Here is a 17907-nt window from a genome sequence, read left to right as displayed (position 1 = left end):
CTTAAGTACAACCCCGCTGACGATAGATATACACGGCATCCGTGCCGATTGGGCCACATGAGCGGAACCTTCGACCGGCTCGGTTACGGGACGTACAAGCTCGAGGACCCCGAAGAGTGTGCGGCGGCTGTCGCCCACGCGATCGACGTCGGCTATCGGCACATCGACACGGCGCAAGGATACGACAACGAGGCGTCCGTCGCCGACGGGATCGAGCGGTCGGGAGTCGACCGCGACGAGCTGTTCGTGGCGACGAAGCTCTCGACGGACAACCTCGGATACGACGACGTCATCGAAACGGCAACGGAGAGCCGCGAGCGGCTGCGTGTCGAGACGATCGATCTGCTGTACGTCCACTGGCCGATCCGGACGTACGACCCCGACGAGACGCTGCCGGCGCTGGATCGACTCGTCGAGGAGGGCGTGATCGAGCACGTCGGCCTCTCGAACTTCCGTCCCGACCAGCTCGAGGCGGCGATCGACCGGCTCGAGAGCTCTGTGTTCGCCCACCAGGTCGAGTGTCATCCGCTGCTCCAGCAGCGGGAACTCAGGGAGATCGCCGTCGAAGACGACCACTGGCTGGTGGCGTACTCCCCGATCGCTCGGAATCGGGTGGCCGAAAACGACACGCTCCGGGAGATCGCCGACGAGTACGACGCCTCGCCCGCCCAGGTGAGTCTGGCGTGGCTGCTCTCGAAGGAGAACGTCGCCCCGATCCCGAAGGCCGCGAGTTTCGATCACATCGAAGAGAACTGGGCGGCCCGGGAACTCGATCTCGACCACGACGCGCTCGCCCGAATCGACGCCATCGAAACCGAAGAGCGGATCGTCGACTTCGAACAGGCGCCCTGGAACGAGGCCGGAAACGTTTAGACCGCTCCGTTGCCTACCGGTAGACATGCCGAACTGTCCGCTCGCAGACGACTGCCCGAGTTTTCAGGAACGAATCCAGGGAATGGGATGCCAGCACTACGGAGATCGCGGGGGCGCCGAGTGGTGCAATCACTACAACATGCCCATCTCCGAGCTGAAACAACAGCCGGTCCAGCCGGGCGAGGAGGTCCTCGTCGAAGTCGACGACATCCACGAGAGCGGCGCCGGCGTCGGTCGGACTGACGACGGGTTCATCGTCCTGATCGACGGACTGTTGCCGGAGGCCAGGGCGAAAGTGCGGATCGATCGGGTGAAGTCGAACCACGCCACTGCAAAGGAGGTCGTCGAACGGCTCCCGCTGGAGTCGGAGGAGGACGACGAGGGCGACGAGGCCGAGGTGGACGACGAGGACGGAGCTGACGACGGAGCTGACGACGGAGAGTCGGCGGACGATGACGAGACGTCGTCCAGCCGGGAGCGGCTCGGGAGCCGGGAGAACTTCTGGGGCGGCTAACGCGACCGCGCAGTTCCCGAGGCGGTGCGGACAGTCGGCACTCTCGGACGGACGACACCTGCTGTTTCGGTTGCCTTTTTTAATACACCCCACAAACCTGCAGGTATGAGTGACGACGCCGGTGACGCCGCGGACGTCGACGTCGACGAGCTGCTCGAGCGGCTCGGATTCGATCCCGACGAGAACATCCTTACCAGGCGGCAGGCCGAAGTGCTTGCGCTCCGGGAGCGAGGGCTCCGACAGGCCGACATCGCGACCCGCCTCGGAACCTCGCGGGCGAACGTCTCCAGCGTCGAGGCCAGCGCCCGGGAGAACGTCAGGAAGGCACACGAGACCGTCAGCTTCGCGGAGGCGCTGACCGCCCCGGTGCAGGTTCGGATCGAAACGGGAACCGACCTGTACGACATCCCGAACCGGGTGTACGACGCCTGCGACGAGGCCGGCGTGAAGGTGAACCGCACCGCGCCGGACCTGATGAAGGCGATCAGCGACGCCGCAGGCGACGCCGTCCAGGGGCGGAAAGTCCGGCGGGAGCTGCTGGTCGGCGTCACGGGAGACGGGTCCGTTCAGGTCCGAACGGAGTGACGTTCGCGTCTACGGTCCACTCCCGGCCGACCACGGCCCGTCCGCGGCGCTTTTAGGCTCCACCTGCGTCTGGATTGGACAATGACCGATTCCGACACCTTCCGAACCGACGGCGGCACCGATCGCGAACTCGTGGCTGCGCTCCGGGCGGCCGACGCCGTCCGGTTCGGCGAGTTCGAACTCTCACACGGAGGCACGAGCGACTACTACGTCGACAAGTACCTCTTCGAGACGGATCCCGACTGTCTGGAGGCAGTCGCGTCGGCGTTTGCGGACCGGCTCGCCGACACCGACGCGACGCTTGCGGGTGTGGCGCTCGGAGCGGTACCGCTGGTCGCGGTGACGGCGACGGAACTCGGTCGCCCGTACGTCATCGTCCGCAAGGAGACCAAGGAATACGGCACCGGCAACCGGATCGAAGGGCGACTCGGCCCCGGAGCGGAGGTGATCGTCATCGAGGACATCGCGACCACCGGCCGGTCGGCGCTTTCTGCGGTCGAAGCGCTCCGGGAGGCCGGCGCGACCGTCGACCGGGTGTTCGTCGTCGTCGACCGAGAGGAGGGGGCGAGCGAACTGCTGGCGGATCACGGGATCGAACTCGAGTCGTTGCTCACCGCGACCGAGCTGCTCGCGGATCGCGACTGATCGATCTCCACGGGTTCAAGCGGGTTCCGCAGTCGAGGGAGTCCTCGACTCGGCGACCGCGAACGTGAGCGTCGAGAGCACACCCAGAAGCGTCCCGGCGGTGAGCGCGATCGCGAGCTCCGAAAGCGTCACAGTGGTGACACCGGGCGCGTCGGGGAGGAAAAAGCCCGAGAGCGCGTACACGACCATCGCTATCGCGATCACGTAAAACGGCGCGTTGAGGTAGCGCCACCGGAACCGCCCCGAGAGATACTCGTCGGTGATCTGGCCGAGGCTGGAGGTGAGTCCTGCCGCGGCGACCCACAGGATCGCGCCGTGGACGAACGCCGCGAATGCGACCGCCAGTGGTGTGTCCTCGATAGCTGTCGAGACGTTCCCCACCGTTTCGTAGCCCTGCACACCCGCCACGACCAGCAGCGCGAGCGCGACCACATAGGTGATGAGCGTCACCCGACCGGCGTACAGCCCCGACCGCACGCGTTCGGCGACCGCGTCGATCGTCGTCTCCAGCCCCAGCCCGCGGAACAGCGAGTACAGGCCCAGCAACGCCGAGATAAGCCCCAACACGACCGCGCCCCCGACGTCGAACTGCCCGGCGATCACCACGAACGGGTAGATCAACAGCAAAATCCCCAGCGGCACGAGCACTGTCCCTCTAGTCTCGGGGTCCGCGAGTACCTGCTTTATCGTGTAGTACATCGATTCGAGGTCCTGCGCCTGCCGGACGACGACCCGGCGGACGCCGTCGATCGGCATCCGCGAGCGGATCACCGGCAGCACCGATTCGTCCTGTGCGCCGTCGGTGATCACGATCGCGTGGACCTCCTCGCCGGTTTCCAGCTCCGCGAGGACCCGGTCGACTTCCCGGCCGACTGCGCGGTTGGCGGCGACGTCTTTTCCCTCGACGCCGGTGACGGCAGCGACTTCGACCTCCTGCTCCTCCCGATGGACCAGCTCGTCATAGAGGTGGACGCCCTGAAACAGGACGTTGACGTCGGAATCCTCCGGATCGACCGTCGCGAGTGCGACGGCTGAACGCTCGACCTCGTCGCGGCCGATCACCGGCGTCTGCAGCCCGGTCTTCCGGCCGAGGTCGTCGTCCAGGTCGACACAGAGGATCAGCAGCATTCACTGACTCATACCACACGACGAGATAAATGTCTTGTACCTCCACCTTTTTTGACGGGGGCCTCGCTCGCTTCGCTCACGGCTTCGCCGTTCGCGTTTTCGAGATTCTCGCTCCGCTCACGGGTCGCTGCGCTCCCCGTTCACGTTTCGAGGCGCTCGTTTCACTCGCGCCTCGCTTCGCTCGAATCTCGCTCCGCTCGCCGCCGGTACTATTGCTCGCACTTTTAACTCTTCCATAAGTATTTCTGCTTGTTTTTCAAAGGAAACTATCGGGTACTGCCGCTTGTCTTCTCGTGGATTCGGGGAGCCAATTAACTCCTCATGGAGTCGATTGATCGTTGACCGCGAGCGACAGCAGGGAGCGAGCGACCGCAGCAAAAGGTGGGCGTTTAGAAGGTGATGACTTCAGCGCCCTCCGAGACGAGTGACCTGATGCTCGGGTGGCCGTCGTGATCGTCGAGACGGACGACGCCCGCGTCGTTTACGGCGTCATCGACGCCAAAGGCCCCGGTACAGAAGTCGCAGGCAGCCGCATTGTCGCGGACTGACTGGTAGAGTTCGTGATAGTCGCTGTCCTCGTCTTCGAGTTCGGGGATCCACTGGGTTCCCGCGCCGTCGAAGATGAGTTCCACGTCGTCACCGTTTTCGGCGAACTCCTTTGCGGTCTCGAGACCGTTCACGAGACGGCCGACGTCGGCGTGTGAATCTGTACCTGCCAGGATAACAACTGCTGTTTTCGACATTGCATTTTCGGATACGCTGTCCCTTGATATATCCCCACGGCGACTGTGTGCAGCGACTGCGCGCTCGAGGTTGCTTTATCCGTGATCGATCCGTATCCTCGCTATCGTGAGTCGAAACGAGGAGTCGACGGAGGAGAAAACAGCCGTGGGGAACGGGGAGACAATCACAGTGTATTCGGACTACGTCTGTCCGTTCTGTTATCTGGGTCGGAAATCACTCGAGAAGTACCGAGAGGAACGGGCCGCGGAACTCGAGATCGACTGGCACCCGTTCGATCTTCGGGCACAAAAGCGGGGTCCCGACGGCGAAATAGACGGCTCTCTCGACGACGGGAAGGACGACGCGTACTACGAGGAGGTCCAACGCAACGTCGACAAACTCCGGGACCGGTACGGCGCAGACGAAATGCTCGACCTCGAGGAGATCCCCGAGGGTATCGACTCTTTCGACGCCCAGGTGGCCTCCCTGTACGTCGCCTCGGAGTATCCTGACCACTGGCTCGCATTCGACGAGGCGATTTTCGTCGCTCTGTGGGTCACCGGTCGCGACGTCGGTACCATCGACGTGCTGGCGGATCTCGCCAAAGAGGTCGGCCTCGATCCCGACGAAATCCGGGCGGCGGTCACGGACGAGACGTATCGGGATCGTCTCCGGGAGGCGTTCGAGGAGGCCCAGCGACACGGCGTCACCGCGGTGCCGACGTTCGCTTCCGGTGAGCACGCCGCCCGGGGGGCAGTCCCGCCCGAACAACTCGAACGACTCGTCGACGGAACCTGAGCCGGACGGGGCATCCCCCGATAAGGGGATGAGGTCGGCACGGCGAAGGCTCGAAGTCGGGCTGCCTACAGCGAGTCGATGTCTTCGAGAATTTCCTCGGCGTGCTCCTCGGGTGAGACGCCCTTGTACGTCAGTACGATTTCACCGCTTTCATCGACGACATACGTGTTCCGGAAGACGCCGTCGAAAGTGTTCCCGAACATGTTCTTCTCGCCGTAGGAGTCGTAGGCTAAAGCGACTTCACCGTCCGGATCGGACAGGAGGTCGAACGGGAGCTCGTACTTCTCGGCGAAGTCGGCGAGGTCCGCCACTGGATCGTCGCTGATCCCCACGACTGCGACGTCTGCGTTGTCGAACGCGTCCCACTCGTCGCGAAAGCCACATGCTTCTGTCGTACAGCCGGGTGTATCCGCCCGGGGATAGAAATACGCGACCGTGTACGCAGCGTCGATTTCCGACAGCGTGACCGGGTCGCCATGCTGGTTTTCGAGGGTAAAATCGGGTGCGTCGTCGTCTGTTTCGAGCATATCTCTACTGGTGCCGGCAGCCGCTTAGGGTGTTCGGTCGGGCGTCACTGCTCCTTCCAAGCGGGCTCTCATGGTCGTCTCGCCCGAGCGGGTCAACGTTTTGGTCGTCCAGCCGATACGAAAACTGTATGAGTAAGAGTAACACGAATGTTGCCGTCGTCGGCGGCGGTCCGGCCGGCCTGAGCGCCGCCCTGTTCGCCCAGAAGAACGGCCTCGAAACCACCGTCTTCGACACCGACGGGACCTGGATGCACAAGGCACACCTGTTCAACTACCTCGGCGTCGGTTCCGTCGACGGGTCGGCGTTTATGGAGACTGCCCGCACGCAGGTCGACAGTTTCGGCGTCGACAGGCGTCAAGGCGAGGAAGTAACCGACGTCGCCGCGTCCGACGACGGGTTCGCCGTCGAAACCGACGAGGGGGAACTCACAGCTGACTACCTGGTGCTCGCGACGGGCGCGAACCGTGACCTGGCTGAGTCGCTCGGCTGCGACTTCGAGGACGGCGTGGTCGACGTCGACGTGACGATGGAGACCAGCGTCGAGAACGCCTACGCGACCGGCGCGATGGTCCGCGCCGAGGAGTGGCAGGCGGTTATCTCTGCCGGCGACGGCGCCGCCGCCGCCTTGAATATCCTCTCAAAGGAGGAGGGCGAGCACTTCCACGACTTCGACGTGCCCGTCGACGCCGAGGCGCTGTTCGGTCCGGGTGAGGAGGAGTGAACCCAGAGCCGTAACGCCCTTCAGTAGGTTTCGACGTCGAGACCGTCTATCCGCTCGAAGTGATCGTTATTCCGGGTGAGGACTGGCTCGTCGTTGAGCAATGCGGTCGCGCCGATGATACAGTCCTCGCGATCGATTTCCTCACCCCGGGATTTGAGTTCTCCCGAAATCTTTCCCGCTTTCCGCATCACCGTCTCGTCGGCGGCCACGGCGTGGCGTGTATCGAGCACGTCGAGAATCTTCCCTCGACGCTCCTCGGGAACCGATACCTGTGGGACTGCCTCGTACAGTTCGAGGGCGGTGATCGAGGCGATCTTTTCGGGACGGTTCTCCTTCTCGACGAGGTCGAGATACGCGAGTGCGTCGGGGTCGTTGTATAGGATGTCGATGATGAACGACGTGTCCTCGATCATTCGTCACTCCGCAGGTCAGATTCGAGACGTTCGCGGCGTTCACGGGAGCGTTCCCGACCTTCTTCGATCGCCGCTTCGAGTTTTTCGGCCTCCTCTTCGGAGAGGATACCGGCCACCTCCTTCCACGAGCGCTCGCCCGCGATCCGCTTTACGACCTCGGAGAACGACTCACCTTCCCGCTTGTGGGCCTTGAGCCGTTCGTAGGCCTCCTCGTCGAGGGAGATCGTTTTGGTCGCCATCTCAATACACAGTTGTGTGTGTACATATAAATATCTGGGGCGAACCTCCGGTGGCGACTGGATCGCGTTCTCCACGTCCGAGCCCGGGTCACACCCGATCTCGCCCGTGCGGAACTCAATCGTACGTGTGGAACGCGACCGCCTGCTCCAGCAGTTCGGCGGGGATTCCCGGCACCTCCTCGGAGCGAACCCACCCCGGTACTCCCGGGTCTCCCCGTCCGCGAACTCCAGCGCCTCCAGCCACCCGTCCTCGCCGTTCCGGACGCCGGTGACGTCCGCATCGATCACATCGATCGGGTGGGTCTCGAGCATGTCGGCGGTCTCTTCGGACCACTCGGGCTCCTCCTCGCGGGTGAGCAGGTCGACGTTATCGGTGAAATTCAGCACGATCGCGGCGACGTGGGCCGCGCTTTCGGAGTGGCCCATCACGTACACCGACTGGTCGACAAACATGTACGCGTCACAGTGCAGACAGTAGTGGAGTCCTCGCCCCGTCCGGGGGAGGGGCGGATCCGGCCGGACGTCGTTCATCCCGGTGGGGAACGCGATTGCAATGCCGCTCTCTTCGAGTGGTCTGTCCCTCGTTCACATTCCGCCGTTGCCGGCCTCTCCGCTCCCGCGAGTCATGATGACCCCGCTCGCGAGCATCAACAGCGCCAGCGCGACCATGCCTGCGTCCCACCCCATTCCGGCGGTGATCCCGCTGCCGCCCATGCCGGTCGTGGCCATCCCGTCGGCTGTCGACATCCCGTCTGCGCCCATCCCCCCGCCGGTGTCCATCACTCCCGCGCCGAGCAGCGCCTGATTCACGAACATCACGAGCGCGTACGCGATCATCAGTGGCCCGCTCGCGTCGCCGAGTCGGTCCGCGTACGTCGTGAGCAGTACCGCCCCGTGGACGAGTACGACGGCCCCCAGAATCAACATCAGCCAGGCGCTCGCGACCATCCTGGAGGCGAGCGACGCGCTCCAGATCGAGTACAGTCCGGACGCAAACGCGATCGCGGCACCGTACAGGCGAGTGTTCGAGACCATACTGGGTGAACGGCTGGATGATATAAAGAGGCCACCCGCGTGTGTTCCCCTGTGACACTGGACACGGAGCGGGTCCGGAAGGTGACATTCGACTCGTACAGCACGCTCGTCGACATCGACGCCGCCGAGTAAGCGCTCGCAGACCGCGTCCCCGACCCGGAGCCGATCTCGAAGCTCTGGCGTTCGCGGTCGCTGGAGTACACGCTCGTCGCGAAATACGCCGGCATGCAGGGGATGTGGGTCGACCGGAAAAACGCCGTGGGAGTCGTTCGACGGCGAACCGGACCTCACGATCGAGTCGTTGCCCGAACTCGGGGTGAAACTCGGTATCTGACCGTCTGCGAGATCGTTCTCCCACATCCGTCCGGCTGGTCTTGCACGTCCGCCGCGAAGCGCCGAAACGGTTAGGGGAATGTTTCACGTTACCTACTCTTATGGCAACGACGGTACGGGCGACAGACTCCGCCGTACAGGTGGAATTCGAGGTCCGGGACCGCGACTGCTTTTTCATCGAGGCGTCCGGCGTCGCGGGCTGCCGGGTCCGGCTCGAACACCTCGTACGACGCTCCGACGGCAAGCTCCTGGAGTACTTCACCGTCGACGGCGCTCCGACGGATCGGGTGCTCTCGCTTGCGGCCGACGCGCCCGGGATCGTCGACGCCAGGCTCGTCAACCGGGGCGTCGACGGCGGGCTGTTCGAGTTCGTCGTCTCGGGGCCGTGCGTCACGACAACGCTGGCGGACTCGGGGGCGATCGCACGCTCGGTCGCCGCCGAGGACGGCGTCGGGCACGTCGTTGCGAGCGTCCCCCCGCACGTCGACGTCCGATCCGTGGTCGAGACGTTCCGCGATCGGCACGCCTGCGTGGATCTCGTCGCCAGGCGCGACGCGGATCGGGAGGTCCCCGTCCGGACGAAAAGCGGCGGGCGGGTGGCGTTGACCGAGAGCCTCACCGAAAAGCAGCAGGAGGTACTCCGGACGGCCTACCTCGGCGGCTACTTCGCGTGGCCACGCAAGAGCACCGCCGAGGAGTGCGCCGAGGCGCTCGGGATCGCCCAGCCGACGTTCAGCCAGCACGTTCGCGTGGCCCAGGAGAAGGTCTTCGATGAGCTGTTCGACGGGACCGACTCCGGGTAGGGACCTATCTTCATAGGAAGCAGGCGTTTGCCCTTGGAGCCCCGATCACTGCGGGAGGGACCCAATAATGCAATCGTATTCGGAGTGGTCCGACGCACAGGAATCGACGACGCTGACCGTAGACGGGCAGGACCTGGAGGTCGCCTACTACGAGGCCGGCACGGGGAACGGCGACCCAGTGGTCTTCCTGCACGGGATTCCGACCAATTCGTACCTGTGGCGGCACGCAGTCTCGACCGTCGCGGAAGAACATCACGTGGTCGCCCCGGACATGATCGGATACGGTAACTCCTCGAAGTTCGACGGGTTCGATCGGTCGCTACGGGCCCAGGAGATCGCGATCGACGGACTGCTGGCCGATCTCGGGTTCGACACCGTCTCTCTCGTCGGTCACGACCTCGGCGGCGGCGTGTTCCTCCGGTACGCCTGCCACGAACCGGACACAGTCGAGCGGCTCGTCCTCTCGAACTCCGTCGCCTACGACTCGTGGCCGATTCAGACGATCACCGACCTCGGACTTCCCGAATCCGCCCGCCAGAACAGCCCCGAGGAGATCCAGGGCATGCTCGACGGGTTGTTCCGACAGACACTGTGGGGAGACGACCCCGACGAGGCGTTCGTCGAGGGGATGAAAGCCCCCTGGAACTCCGAGGACGGAGTGACTTCGCTCGTCCGGAACGCGATTGCGACGAACACGAATCACACTACCGAGGTCGACCCCCGAAACGTCACCGCCGACACGCTGCTGCTGTGGGGTCTCGAGGACGAGTTCCAGCCGGTCGAGTGGGCCGAACGGCTCGAGCGCGACATCCCGCAGTGTGAACTCGTCGGGCTCGACGAGGCCAACCACTGGGTCCCCGAGGACCGACCGGATGCGTTCGTCGACCACCTCCGCACGTTCCTGAGCTGAACGGGGCCCGTCAGTCTGTCACCGGCTAGTTCACGGCGGCACGACCACGGCCCGCCCCTCGATTTCGCGATGTTCGAGCTGCTCTGCGACGGTGTTGATCTCCTCGAGGTCGTACCGCGAGGTGTGGAGTTCGACCTCGCCGTGATCGACCAGCGCGACGAGCTCTTGCAGCTCCGCGTACTTCCCCACGAGCGTTCCCCGGAAGGAGAACTCCCCGTTCACGAGCGCCTGGGCGGGCTCGTGGACGTGACCGCCGTACCCGATCACGTGGTGGTCGCCGCCCGCGGCGACGACGTCGGGAGCGTAGCCGGTCGTTTCGTCCGCGCCGACGAAGTCGAGCACCTGCGCTGCTCCCGTCCCGTCGGTCAGTGACTCGATCACGTCCGGCACGTCTTCGTTCTCCGGGTTGATGGTGTGGTGGGCCCCGAGGTCGCCTGCGAGTTCCAGTGCCTCCGTTTTGAGATCCACCGCAGTGATCGTGGCGGCGCTCATCGCGTTCAGACACTGGAGGCCGATGTGCCCCAGCCCCCCGACGCCGATGACGACCGCGTGATCGCCCGGATTCAACTCTCCGACGGCCTTCTTGACTGCGTGGTAGGCCGTGATCCCGGCGTCGGCGTGGGGGGCGATGTCGGTGGGGTCGACGCCCTCCGGAAGGGGAATGACGGCACGCTCATTCGTGAGCAGGTACTCGGCGAAGCCGCCGTCGGTGGTGAGTCCGTTGAACGCGCTGTTCTCGCAGTACATGTCCTCCCCGAGCCGACAGGGCCGACACGTCCCGCAGGTCTGTACCGGGTGACAGATTACGGGATCACCCTCCGAAACCAGTTCTACCTCGTCACCGACCGCGGCGACGACGCCCGCATTCTCGTGTCCCAGTGTCAGCGGGAGCTCCTGGGGGACGTACTCGGTCCACATGCCTTCGATAATGTGGTTGTCGGTCTGGCACCATCCCGCGCCCTCGACCTCGACGACGACATCGTCGGGATCTGTCGGCTCGGGTCTGTCCACCTCGTCGATGCTGAGCGCCTCGCTCATGTCGTCGGTGTACTCGTGGAGTCTGGCAGCCTGCATGGTTCACGATAACATACCACGGGACTAAAGCGTAAGTGACGTGCCTATGATCATCGGTAGAAGTAATATTGTGGTATGTTACCACGGTACGGTTGCCATGTACACACACGATGGCGAGGACGTGTTCGTGATCGACAACCACGTCCACCTCTGGGACGCGACCGAGGAGAACATCACACACGAGGGGGGCGAACAGTTCATCCAGTGCTTTTACGACTACCACACGGCGTTCACGCCCGAGGAGGAGCAGTGGGACATGGAGACGTATCGAAAGTACGGGAAAGAACGGATGGTCGAGGACCTGTTTCGCGACGGCTACGTCGACATGGCGATCTTCCAGTCGACCTATCTCACAGAGTTTTACGACGACGGATTCAACACGACCGACCAGAACGCCGAACTCGCCGAGGAGTATCCCGAGCGGTTCATCCTGAACGGTAGTTTCGATCCGCGGGACGGGGAGGAAGGGAAAGCGCACCTCAGACGACTCAAAGAGGAGTACGACATCCCGGGTGTCAAGCTGTACACGGCGGAGTGGCGGGGTGACTCGAAGGGATGGCGGCTCGACAGCGAGGAGGCGTTCGAGTTCCTCCAGCTGTGTGCCGACCTCGGGATCGAGAACATCAACGCCCACAAGGGACCGACGATCCGTCCGCTCAACAAGGACGCTTTCGATGTCGGCGACATCGACGACGCCGCGACATCGTTCCCGGAGCTCAACTTCATCGTGAACCACGTCGGCCTCCCACGACTCGACGACTTCTGCTGGATCGCCGCCCAGGAGCCGAACGTCTACGGCGGGCTCGCGGTTGCCGCGCCGATGGCGCAGAACCGCCCGCGGAAGTTCGGCGAAATCATGGGCGAACTCCTCTACTGGCTGGGCGAGGATCGGATCCTGTTCGGCTCCGACTACGCGCTTTGGGAGCCCGACTGGCTGATTCCGACGGTGATGGAGGCGGAACTCACCCCCGAACAGCGCGACGAGTACGGGATCGAACTCACGACCGAGGTCAAAAAGAAGTTCATGGGAGAGAACGCGGCCGAGCTGTACGACATCGACATCGAAGAGAAGAAAGCCCAGTTCGAGGACGACCAGATCAGCCGGGAATTCGATCTCGGTGGACAGTACGAAGGGTCGGCGGCCGACTGACGATGTCCGGTACGCACTCGGCCGAAACGGGCACGGAACCGACGGTGCCGGACCGCGACGCCATACGGGAGCGCCTCCGGCGTGTCGACGATCCCGAACTCGACCGGTCGATCGTCGAACTGGAGTACGTCGAGGAGATCCGGATCGACGACGGGGAGGTGGCGGTCTGCTTTGTCTTGCCGACGGCCTGGTGTTCGCCCGCGTTCGCGTGGATGATGGCGACCGGGATCCGCGATGAGGTGGGCTCGTTACCCAACGTGACGGACGTGACTGTCGAACTTCGGGACCACATGCACGCCGCGGAGATCACCGAGGGCGTCAACGACCGGAGGTCGTTCGTGGAGACGTTTCCGGCCGCCGAGGACGACGTCGCGGAGGTCCGCAGAAAGCTCGACGAGAAGGCCCGGCTCGCCCGGCAGCACGCCGCCGTCGAGGCGCTGCTGGACGCCGGAATCGCGCCGGGACAGATCGTCGACCTCACTCTCGACCATCTCGATCGGGGTTCCGATACGGTCGGCACCGCCGTGTCGCTGCGTGGCGGCGCCGTGTTCGCCGTGATCGACGACGAACCGCTGGCCGATTACCTGGAGAAAGCGCGCGAGACGGGGATCGTCACGTCGACGGACGACTGCCTGTTCGCCGATCCCGACGGCGAACCGATCGATCCGGAGGAGTTCGACGTCGTTCACTCGCGGGCCCGTGCCGCCGGCGTGAACGTGACTGGACAGGGGAGCGTCTGCGCCGCACTCCACGAGTCTCGCCACAGGCGGGGCGACGACAAGTAGGGGAATACAGGTTGACGAGACGGTCGGCGCCCACGCGGTGTTCGCAATCGCCGACCCGGCCTCAGTCGCTCTCCTCTTCCGGGGCCGGCGCCCCGTCGGATACGATCTCGACGCGTTTCACCTCGAGGTCGCCGTCGATTTCGACGTGACAGGCGTCACCGTCGGCGAGAAAGGTCACCTGGACTAGCCAGGGATCCCGGGATCGTACCGTAACACCCTCGCCGCCGACGTACTGGCCGATCTCCCAGAGCCGCCGATCCGAGAACGACGCCTCCCGGCGTCGGTGGAACCCCTGGACGTCCGGGTGTCGGTAGGCGATCGAGCCGAACGACATTACAGCCCGTCGACCGCAGACGGTACAGCCGTACTCTGCGACTGCGTCGAAGGGGATCCGGTCATCGATCTCGGTCTGCACGCGGGGATCGACCGTTCCGCCGCACTCCGGACAGATCCCGTCTATTGCCTGCTCGATCTGGGCGATCGACCACTGTTCGAAGGCGTCCAGGAGCTCCGTCGGGCTGCGGTTGCGGACGACCGTCGGTGGGACGTGCACGCGGAGAATGGACTCGCCACAGGCGTCGCAGTCGATCAAAAAGCGCTCTTCGGCGTATTCGCCCCGGAGGCGGGACTCGCCGCAAGCGTAGCACGCGCCGTCGACGTCGAACGGTTCGACCGTCGGGCTCTCGGTGTAGGTCCCCGCTGCGACCGCCCGGGCGAGCCGCCTGCCCGCGGCGGTGAGGTCGTAGCCGTCTCCCGTTTTCGTGACGAAATGCGGGACGAGCTTTTTGAGGTGGTAGTTGAACTGGGCGCTGTCGTCCAGGTCGATCCGGTCGTAGAGGGCCGAAAACTGGACAGGCGTGTCCGGGGCCTCCTCGTGGAGGGCACTCACGATCGAAAGCCGGGTCTCGTTACCCAGCGAGGAGAACACCGCTGCGGGGTCGAGGGGGTCACCGACGCCTGCGTCCGGTGAGTTACTGTCCTCCGCCATGTCCGGTGATGGGGACACAGAGTGATAATTGTTCTCTGTAGACCAAGAGGCTGAGCGCCGGGAGGTGGACGAGGATCCGATAGTGTATTCGTTTCCGGAACTCCTTCAATACGGTCTCGACCGTCTCCCCCTCAGTTCGGCGGATAGAAAAACGTCAGTTTCACCATGAAATACACTTATTTCGGTCGACGGTGGAGCTGATCGTATCGATGTCCTCCCGCCCAGTATCGGACCTTCATCGCGAACATGCGTTCGTGATCGTCGGCGTGCTCCTCGTCCTCGTCGGTGTGTTCGTGGTGCCGGCGCTCGACATCAGTCAGCCGCGGTACGGCTTCGATGCCGTGGCGATCGACGACCCCGAGATCGAGGAACACGACTGGAGCGTCGAGGAGTTCACCGACCTGTCGTCGTCTGACCAGGATCGGGTCCGTACGATGGTCCACGAGGGAATGTACTACTCGTATGGCGACGACGAACCGTTCCATTTCGACGTCGTGATTTATCAGGGCGAGGCGTATCGGATCGAACTGGTCGAGTTCGCCGAGCAGGCGCTGTTCCCGACGATCCTCACTGTACCGCTCGGTGCACTCGGCGTGCTCTTCGTTCTGTACGGGCTCGGCCGACTGTACTGGCGCGACGGTGGCGCGTGAGCGAGGGGATGTCAAACGTCTCCGGTGAAGTAACGCTCCTTTGTTCCCTGATCCGGTGTGCGGTGTCGTGGGGAATCAGCCACACTGAGACGAGCGTTTGAGTCTTCCCAACCGCTTTATTAGTCCCACCGTTCGTAGCGTCCATGCCCTCCAACACGCGACGTGGCTTCCTCGGCGGAAGCGCCCTCACGTTGACCGCGCTGGCTGGACTGCTCGAACCCCACAGAACAGTTCCGTTCGACGTCGACGAGTCGTCACCCGAGTCCGATCCGACTGACCTGCTGGAACCGTTGCCGTCGGCGGATGTCGTCGACGCCGAGTACCGGACGGTCGTCGTGCAGACGGTCGACGTCGATGCCGACGACGCCGCCGACGTCGACGCGTCGGATCTCCCACACGAGACGCGTGTGGCGATCGATGCGCTGGACGTCTCTCCGGGGAAGTTGACGCATCTCGTTTCCGTTTTTCCCGGGAGCTATCGACGCCGTTTGGGCGTCGCCGCGGGCGAGTTCGACACGCTGGTCGACGACCCGGACGAGGAGGTGAACGACTGGGCGGTCGCTGACGCGGACGACGTCGCGATTGCGGCGGTCGAGGGACACGCGGCGTTCGCCGGCGGCGAGACTACAGACGATCGGCTGGAGGCCGCGGTCGCGATGGCCCGGGCGGCAACCGGCGAGGCGGACCGGTTCCTCGAAGATAACGACGAGGCCGAGACGACGATCGACGCGTTCGGCGACTACGGGACGATCCTTTTCGTTCCCGACCCGGGTGGAACTGGCTATCCGCTCACTGCATCCGGCCGGTTGCGGGCCCTCGGTGGTGGATTCGAGGCGCACCCGTTCGACCTCGAGGGCACCGCAGAACACGAGTACCTCCTGTTCCCGGTCGACGGTGTCGACCTCGAGGAGGAGGCGATACGACGGATCATCGGCGACGTTGATCCCGGTCACGTCGTCGAATCCGACATCACTCGACCGGGCGGCGCCGTCCGGGTGAATGCAGTTGTGGAGGCGCCGCCAGAGCGCGATCGCGACGCCGCTCCCGACGCCCGGGTTCGGACATCTTTCGACCGGGAGTCGACGACTCTCACGTTCGAACACGCCGACGGTGATGCCGTCCCGGCGACGGAACTGGAGTTGTGGGTCGACGGAGAGCGCGTCGACGAGCAACCCGAAGACGAACTCGACGCGTTCGAAGCCGGCGATACTCTCTCCGTCACAACGGGTCCGGTCGGAACTGCCGTGCTCCGGTGGTTCGACGAGGAGCGCAACGTCCAGTACGTGTACGCCTCGGAAACCGTCGACCGGGAGGCGTTCGAACTCGAGCACGACTTCGAGGATCGGCTCGTCGAGATCAGTTACGTCGGGGTGCAGGACGCCGATCCGGCGAAGCTTGCAGTGACACACCGGAGTGACGACGGGATCCGGCGGATCGACGAGCCGTTCGCCGATGCAGGAGAACAGATCGCCGCCGGCGACACCTTCGCCGTCGAGGACGTCGGCGTGGAGGAGAGGGTAACACTCGAGGTCGACGTCCCGTCGGTGCCGGGCGTTCACCGTCGGCCCCTGGGACGATTGCGTGTGTCACCACCGCGGATCCACCTCCACAACCACCCCGAAGAGGGAATGATCGCTCGCTACCGCGACGAACTCGAGCGGGACGCCGAGGAGTTCCGGCTGCTGGTCGACGGGGAGCCGGCAGACGTCCAGTTTGCAGACGAAGTCGACACCCTCGCCCGCGGGGAGATGGTCCCACTCGGGGAGTTCCCCGTCGGTAGCCACCTGACTGTCGAGTGGCACGAACCCGACGACACTGTCGTCGTCGCCGACACCGTCGTCACGCCTCGCGTCCGTGCCTCGATGGAGTACGACGAAAACGAGGGAACCGTCAGGATCGAACACAGCGACGGCGAGGCGATTCCCGCCGACGATCTCGAACTCCGGATCGACATGGAACCGGCGGACATCCAGCCCGCAGACGAGTTCGAGGAGTTCTCCTCGGGTGACGCGTTCACCGTCGAGGTGCCGGCGATGGCGAGGGTCGAACTGGTGTGGATCCATCCCGAACGGGAACACCGACTCGGCGGGACGACGACTGCCCGCGACGCCATCGAAGCCACCTACGACCCCGAAAGCGAGAGGATGACGCTCACCTACCGCGGCGCACAGCCCGTCGACCCGGAACGGATCCACGTTCGCCATCGCGGTCCGTCCGCACGCGGTACCGACTCGGAGACCGTTTTCGCGGAGGAATACGAGGAATTGACGTCCGACGACGCAGTCGATATCGACGCGGAGATCGGGGACCGCATCACTGTTTCCGTCCGTGTCGAGTCCGAGAAGGCCACCACGATGCGGACGGTAGCACACTTCGCGACCGAACCCAGGCGCGGGTTCACGTTCCGGGAGGCGGACGGCGAGGTCACCGCAGTGTACACGGATCGCGTCGTTCGCGACGCAGACGAGTTCCGGTTGCTGGTCGACGGTAATCCTGCGGACGTCCAGCCCGACGACGTCCACGACGAACTGGAGCGCGAGGCGACGATCGAACTCGGGACGTTCCCCGGCGGAACGACCCTCAGCGCGGAGTGGACCGCACCCGACAAGTCGCGCGAGGTCGGCGAACACGTGATTGCCCCGGAGGTGTCGTTCGAGGCGGAGTACGACTCCGAGAGCGAAGAGATAACCGTCATCCACACCGGCGGCGATCCGATCGACGCGGGCTACCTGTCGGTCGTCGCACCGCCGGGGATTCCTCAACCGATCCCGTGGGACCGGGCGAGCGACGCCGACCAGGTTGCCGAGGGTGACGAGGCGACCTTTGAGGTGGAGGCGTCGGAGGAGGACCCGCGGTCGGATTCATCACCGGCGCCGGATTCCGATTCGACATCGGACGCCGAACCACTGCGGGAGATCATCGTCCTGTTCCGAAACTCGCGTGTCCTCTACCGGGAGGAACTGGCTTCGAACGGGTGACGGGACGGTCGTCACGACGGTCGGACACCCGGAC

At 64.4% G+C, this 17907-nt stretch carries 20 protein-coding genes and 2 pseudogenes; 13 read left to right on the top strand and 9 right to left on the bottom strand.

The genetic code is table 11. From position 1 onward, the window contains the following. Nucleotides 1–57 precede the first annotated feature (57 nt). The 4 genes from AArcSl_RS16335 (at nucleotide 58) to pyrE (ending at nucleotide 2617) form a co-directional block, all read left to right on the top strand. Nucleotides 58–873 (top strand): aldo/keto reductase, encoded by an 816-nt coding sequence (locus tag AArcSl_RS16335; RefSeq protein ID WP_119821513.1) that lies wholly within the window; start codon nucleotides 58–60, stop codon nucleotides 871–873. A gap of 25 nt (nucleotides 874–898) precedes the next feature. Then, on the top strand, nucleotides 899–1387 hold the full coding sequence (locus tag AArcSl_RS16330) for a TRAM domain-containing protein (protein ID WP_119821511.1): 489 nt from the start codon (nucleotides 899–901) through the stop codon (nucleotides 1385–1387). A gap of 105 nt (nucleotides 1388–1492) precedes the next feature. Beyond that, on the top strand, nucleotides 1493–1972 hold the full coding sequence (locus AArcSl_RS16325) for a Tfx family DNA-binding protein (RefSeq protein ID WP_119821509.1): 480 nt from the start codon (nucleotides 1493–1495) through the stop codon (nucleotides 1970–1972). A gap of 81 nt (nucleotides 1973–2053) precedes the next feature. Further along, a complete protein-coding gene (gene pyrE / locus AArcSl_RS16320) occupies nucleotides 2054–2617 on the top strand; it encodes an orotate phosphoribosyltransferase (protein ID WP_119821507.1) in 564 nt (187 codons plus the stop codon). Nucleotides 2618–2632: 15 nt separating this feature from the next. Here the strand turns inward: pyrE and AArcSl_RS16315 are convergent, their stop codons facing one another. Both AArcSl_RS16315 and AArcSl_RS16310 read right to left on the bottom strand, forming a co-directional pair. Beyond that, nucleotides 2633–3745: a DUF373 family protein gene (locus AArcSl_RS16315; RefSeq protein WP_119821505.1), complete on the bottom strand. Its 1113-nt coding sequence runs from the start codon at nucleotides 3743–3745 to the stop codon at nucleotides 2633–2635. A gap of 389 nt (nucleotides 3746–4134) precedes the next feature. After that, complete coding sequence (locus tag AArcSl_RS16310) at nucleotides 4135–4488, bottom strand: DsrE family protein (protein ID WP_119821503.1); 354 nt, start codon at nucleotides 4486–4488, stop codon at nucleotides 4135–4137. Nucleotides 4489–4591: 103 nt separating this feature from the next. Here AArcSl_RS16310 and AArcSl_RS16305 point away from each other — a divergent pair, with 103 nt between their 5' ends. Continuing rightward, nucleotides 4592–5266, top strand: coding sequence for a DsbA family oxidoreductase (locus AArcSl_RS16305; protein ID WP_394337325.1), 675 nt, complete (start codon nucleotides 4592–4594; stop codon nucleotides 5264–5266). 65 nt (nucleotides 5267–5331) lie between these two features. Here the strand turns inward: AArcSl_RS16305 and bcp are convergent, their stop codons facing one another. Next, nucleotides 5332–5793, bottom strand: a complete 462-nt coding sequence (gene bcp, locus AArcSl_RS16300; RefSeq protein WP_119821501.1) for a thioredoxin-dependent thiol peroxidase — start codon at nucleotides 5791–5793, stop codon at nucleotides 5332–5334. Nucleotides 5794–5921: 128 nt separating this feature from the next. Between bcp and AArcSl_RS16295 the strand changes: the two genes are divergently transcribed. Next, the gene (locus AArcSl_RS16295) at nucleotides 5922–6515 is read left to right on the top strand and encodes an NAD(P)/FAD-dependent oxidoreductase (protein WP_119821499.1); all 594 of its coding nucleotides are present in this window, start codon (nucleotides 5922–5924) and stop codon (nucleotides 6513–6515) included. A gap of 20 nt (nucleotides 6516–6535) precedes the next feature. Here the strand turns inward: AArcSl_RS16295 and AArcSl_RS16290 are convergent, their stop codons facing one another. The 4 genes and pseudogenes from AArcSl_RS16290 to AArcSl_RS16275 form a co-directional block, all read right to left on the bottom strand. After that, on the bottom strand, nucleotides 6536–6928 hold the full coding sequence (locus tag AArcSl_RS16290; RefSeq protein ID WP_119821497.1) for a PIN domain-containing protein: 393 nt from the start codon (nucleotides 6926–6928) through the stop codon (nucleotides 6536–6538). Beyond that, nucleotides 6925–7167: an antitoxin VapB family protein gene (locus AArcSl_RS16285; protein ID WP_119822051.1), complete on the bottom strand. Its 243-nt coding sequence runs from the start codon at nucleotides 7165–7167 to the stop codon at nucleotides 6925–6927. Before AArcSl_RS16285 ends, AArcSl_RS16290 begins: the two co-directional genes overlap by 4 nt. Before the next feature lie 183 nt (nucleotides 7168–7350). After that, nucleotides 7351–7704, bottom strand: a pseudogene (locus AArcSl_RS16280) (NAD(P)/FAD-dependent oxidoreductase); the annotation flags it as partial. A gap of 48 nt (nucleotides 7705–7752) precedes the next feature. After that, nucleotides 7753–8202, bottom strand: a complete 450-nt coding sequence (locus AArcSl_RS16275) for a hypothetical protein (protein WP_119821495.1) — start codon at nucleotides 8200–8202, stop codon at nucleotides 7753–7755. A gap of 51 nt (nucleotides 8203–8253) precedes the next feature. On the opposite strand from AArcSl_RS16275, the pseudogene AArcSl_RS17515 reads away from it, so the two are divergent. From AArcSl_RS17515 to AArcSl_RS16260, 3 genes and pseudogenes are all read left to right on the top strand, one after another. Continuing rightward, nucleotides 8254–8421, top strand: a pseudogene (locus tag AArcSl_RS17515) (haloacid dehalogenase type II); the annotation flags it as partial. 215 nt (nucleotides 8422–8636) lie between these two features. Next, nucleotides 8637–9338, top strand: a complete 702-nt coding sequence (locus tag AArcSl_RS16265; RefSeq protein WP_119821493.1) for a bacterio-opsin activator domain-containing protein — start codon at nucleotides 8637–8639, stop codon at nucleotides 9336–9338. A gap of 67 nt (nucleotides 9339–9405) precedes the next feature. After that, on the top strand, nucleotides 9406–10248 hold the full coding sequence (locus tag AArcSl_RS16260; RefSeq protein ID WP_119821491.1) for an alpha/beta fold hydrolase: 843 nt from the start codon (nucleotides 9406–9408) through the stop codon (nucleotides 10246–10248). 30 nt (nucleotides 10249–10278) lie between these two features. Here the strand turns inward: AArcSl_RS16260 and AArcSl_RS16255 are convergent, their stop codons facing one another. After that, the gene (locus tag AArcSl_RS16255) at nucleotides 10279–11322 is read right to left on the bottom strand and encodes an NAD(P)-dependent alcohol dehydrogenase (protein WP_119821489.1); all 1044 of its coding nucleotides are present in this window, start codon (nucleotides 11320–11322) and stop codon (nucleotides 10279–10281) included. A 97-nt stretch (nucleotides 11323–11419) separates the two neighbouring features. Between AArcSl_RS16255 and AArcSl_RS16250 the strand changes: the two genes are divergently transcribed. Then, on the top strand, nucleotides 11420–12472 hold the full coding sequence (locus AArcSl_RS16250) for an amidohydrolase family protein (protein WP_119821487.1): 1053 nt from the start codon (nucleotides 11420–11422) through the stop codon (nucleotides 12470–12472). Between the two features lie 2 nt (nucleotides 12473–12474). Further along, complete coding sequence (locus AArcSl_RS16245) at nucleotides 12475–13257, top strand: metal-sulfur cluster assembly factor (RefSeq protein WP_119821485.1); 783 nt, start codon at nucleotides 12475–12477, stop codon at nucleotides 13255–13257. Between the two features lie 61 nt (nucleotides 13258–13318). On the opposite strand, the gene AArcSl_RS16240 is transcribed toward AArcSl_RS16245, so the two are convergent. After that, on the bottom strand, nucleotides 13319–14245 hold the full coding sequence (locus tag AArcSl_RS16240; RefSeq protein ID WP_119821483.1) for a winged helix-turn-helix domain-containing protein: 927 nt from the start codon (nucleotides 14243–14245) through the stop codon (nucleotides 13319–13321). Between the two features lie 209 nt (nucleotides 14246–14454). Between AArcSl_RS16240 and AArcSl_RS16235 the strand changes: the two genes are divergently transcribed. Further along, nucleotides 14455–14895 (top strand): hypothetical protein, encoded by a 441-nt coding sequence (locus AArcSl_RS16235; RefSeq protein ID WP_133412188.1) that lies wholly within the window; start codon nucleotides 14455–14457, stop codon nucleotides 14893–14895. A 143-nt stretch (nucleotides 14896–15038) separates the two neighbouring features. Continuing rightward, nucleotides 15039–17873 carry a hypothetical protein gene (locus AArcSl_RS16230; RefSeq protein ID WP_119821479.1) on the top strand — a complete coding sequence of 945 codons (2835 nt, stop codon included), beginning with the start codon at nucleotides 15039–15041 and terminating at the stop codon, nucleotides 17871–17873. Nucleotides 17874–17907: the final 34 nt, after the last annotated feature.

It is taken from the genome of Halalkaliarchaeum desulfuricum (genome assembly GCF_002952775.1).
GTDB lineage: Archaea > Halobacteriota > Halobacteria > Halobacteriales > Haloferacaceae > Halalkaliarchaeum > Halalkaliarchaeum desulfuricum.
This window is presented reverse-complemented; position numbering and strand designations above follow the sequence as displayed.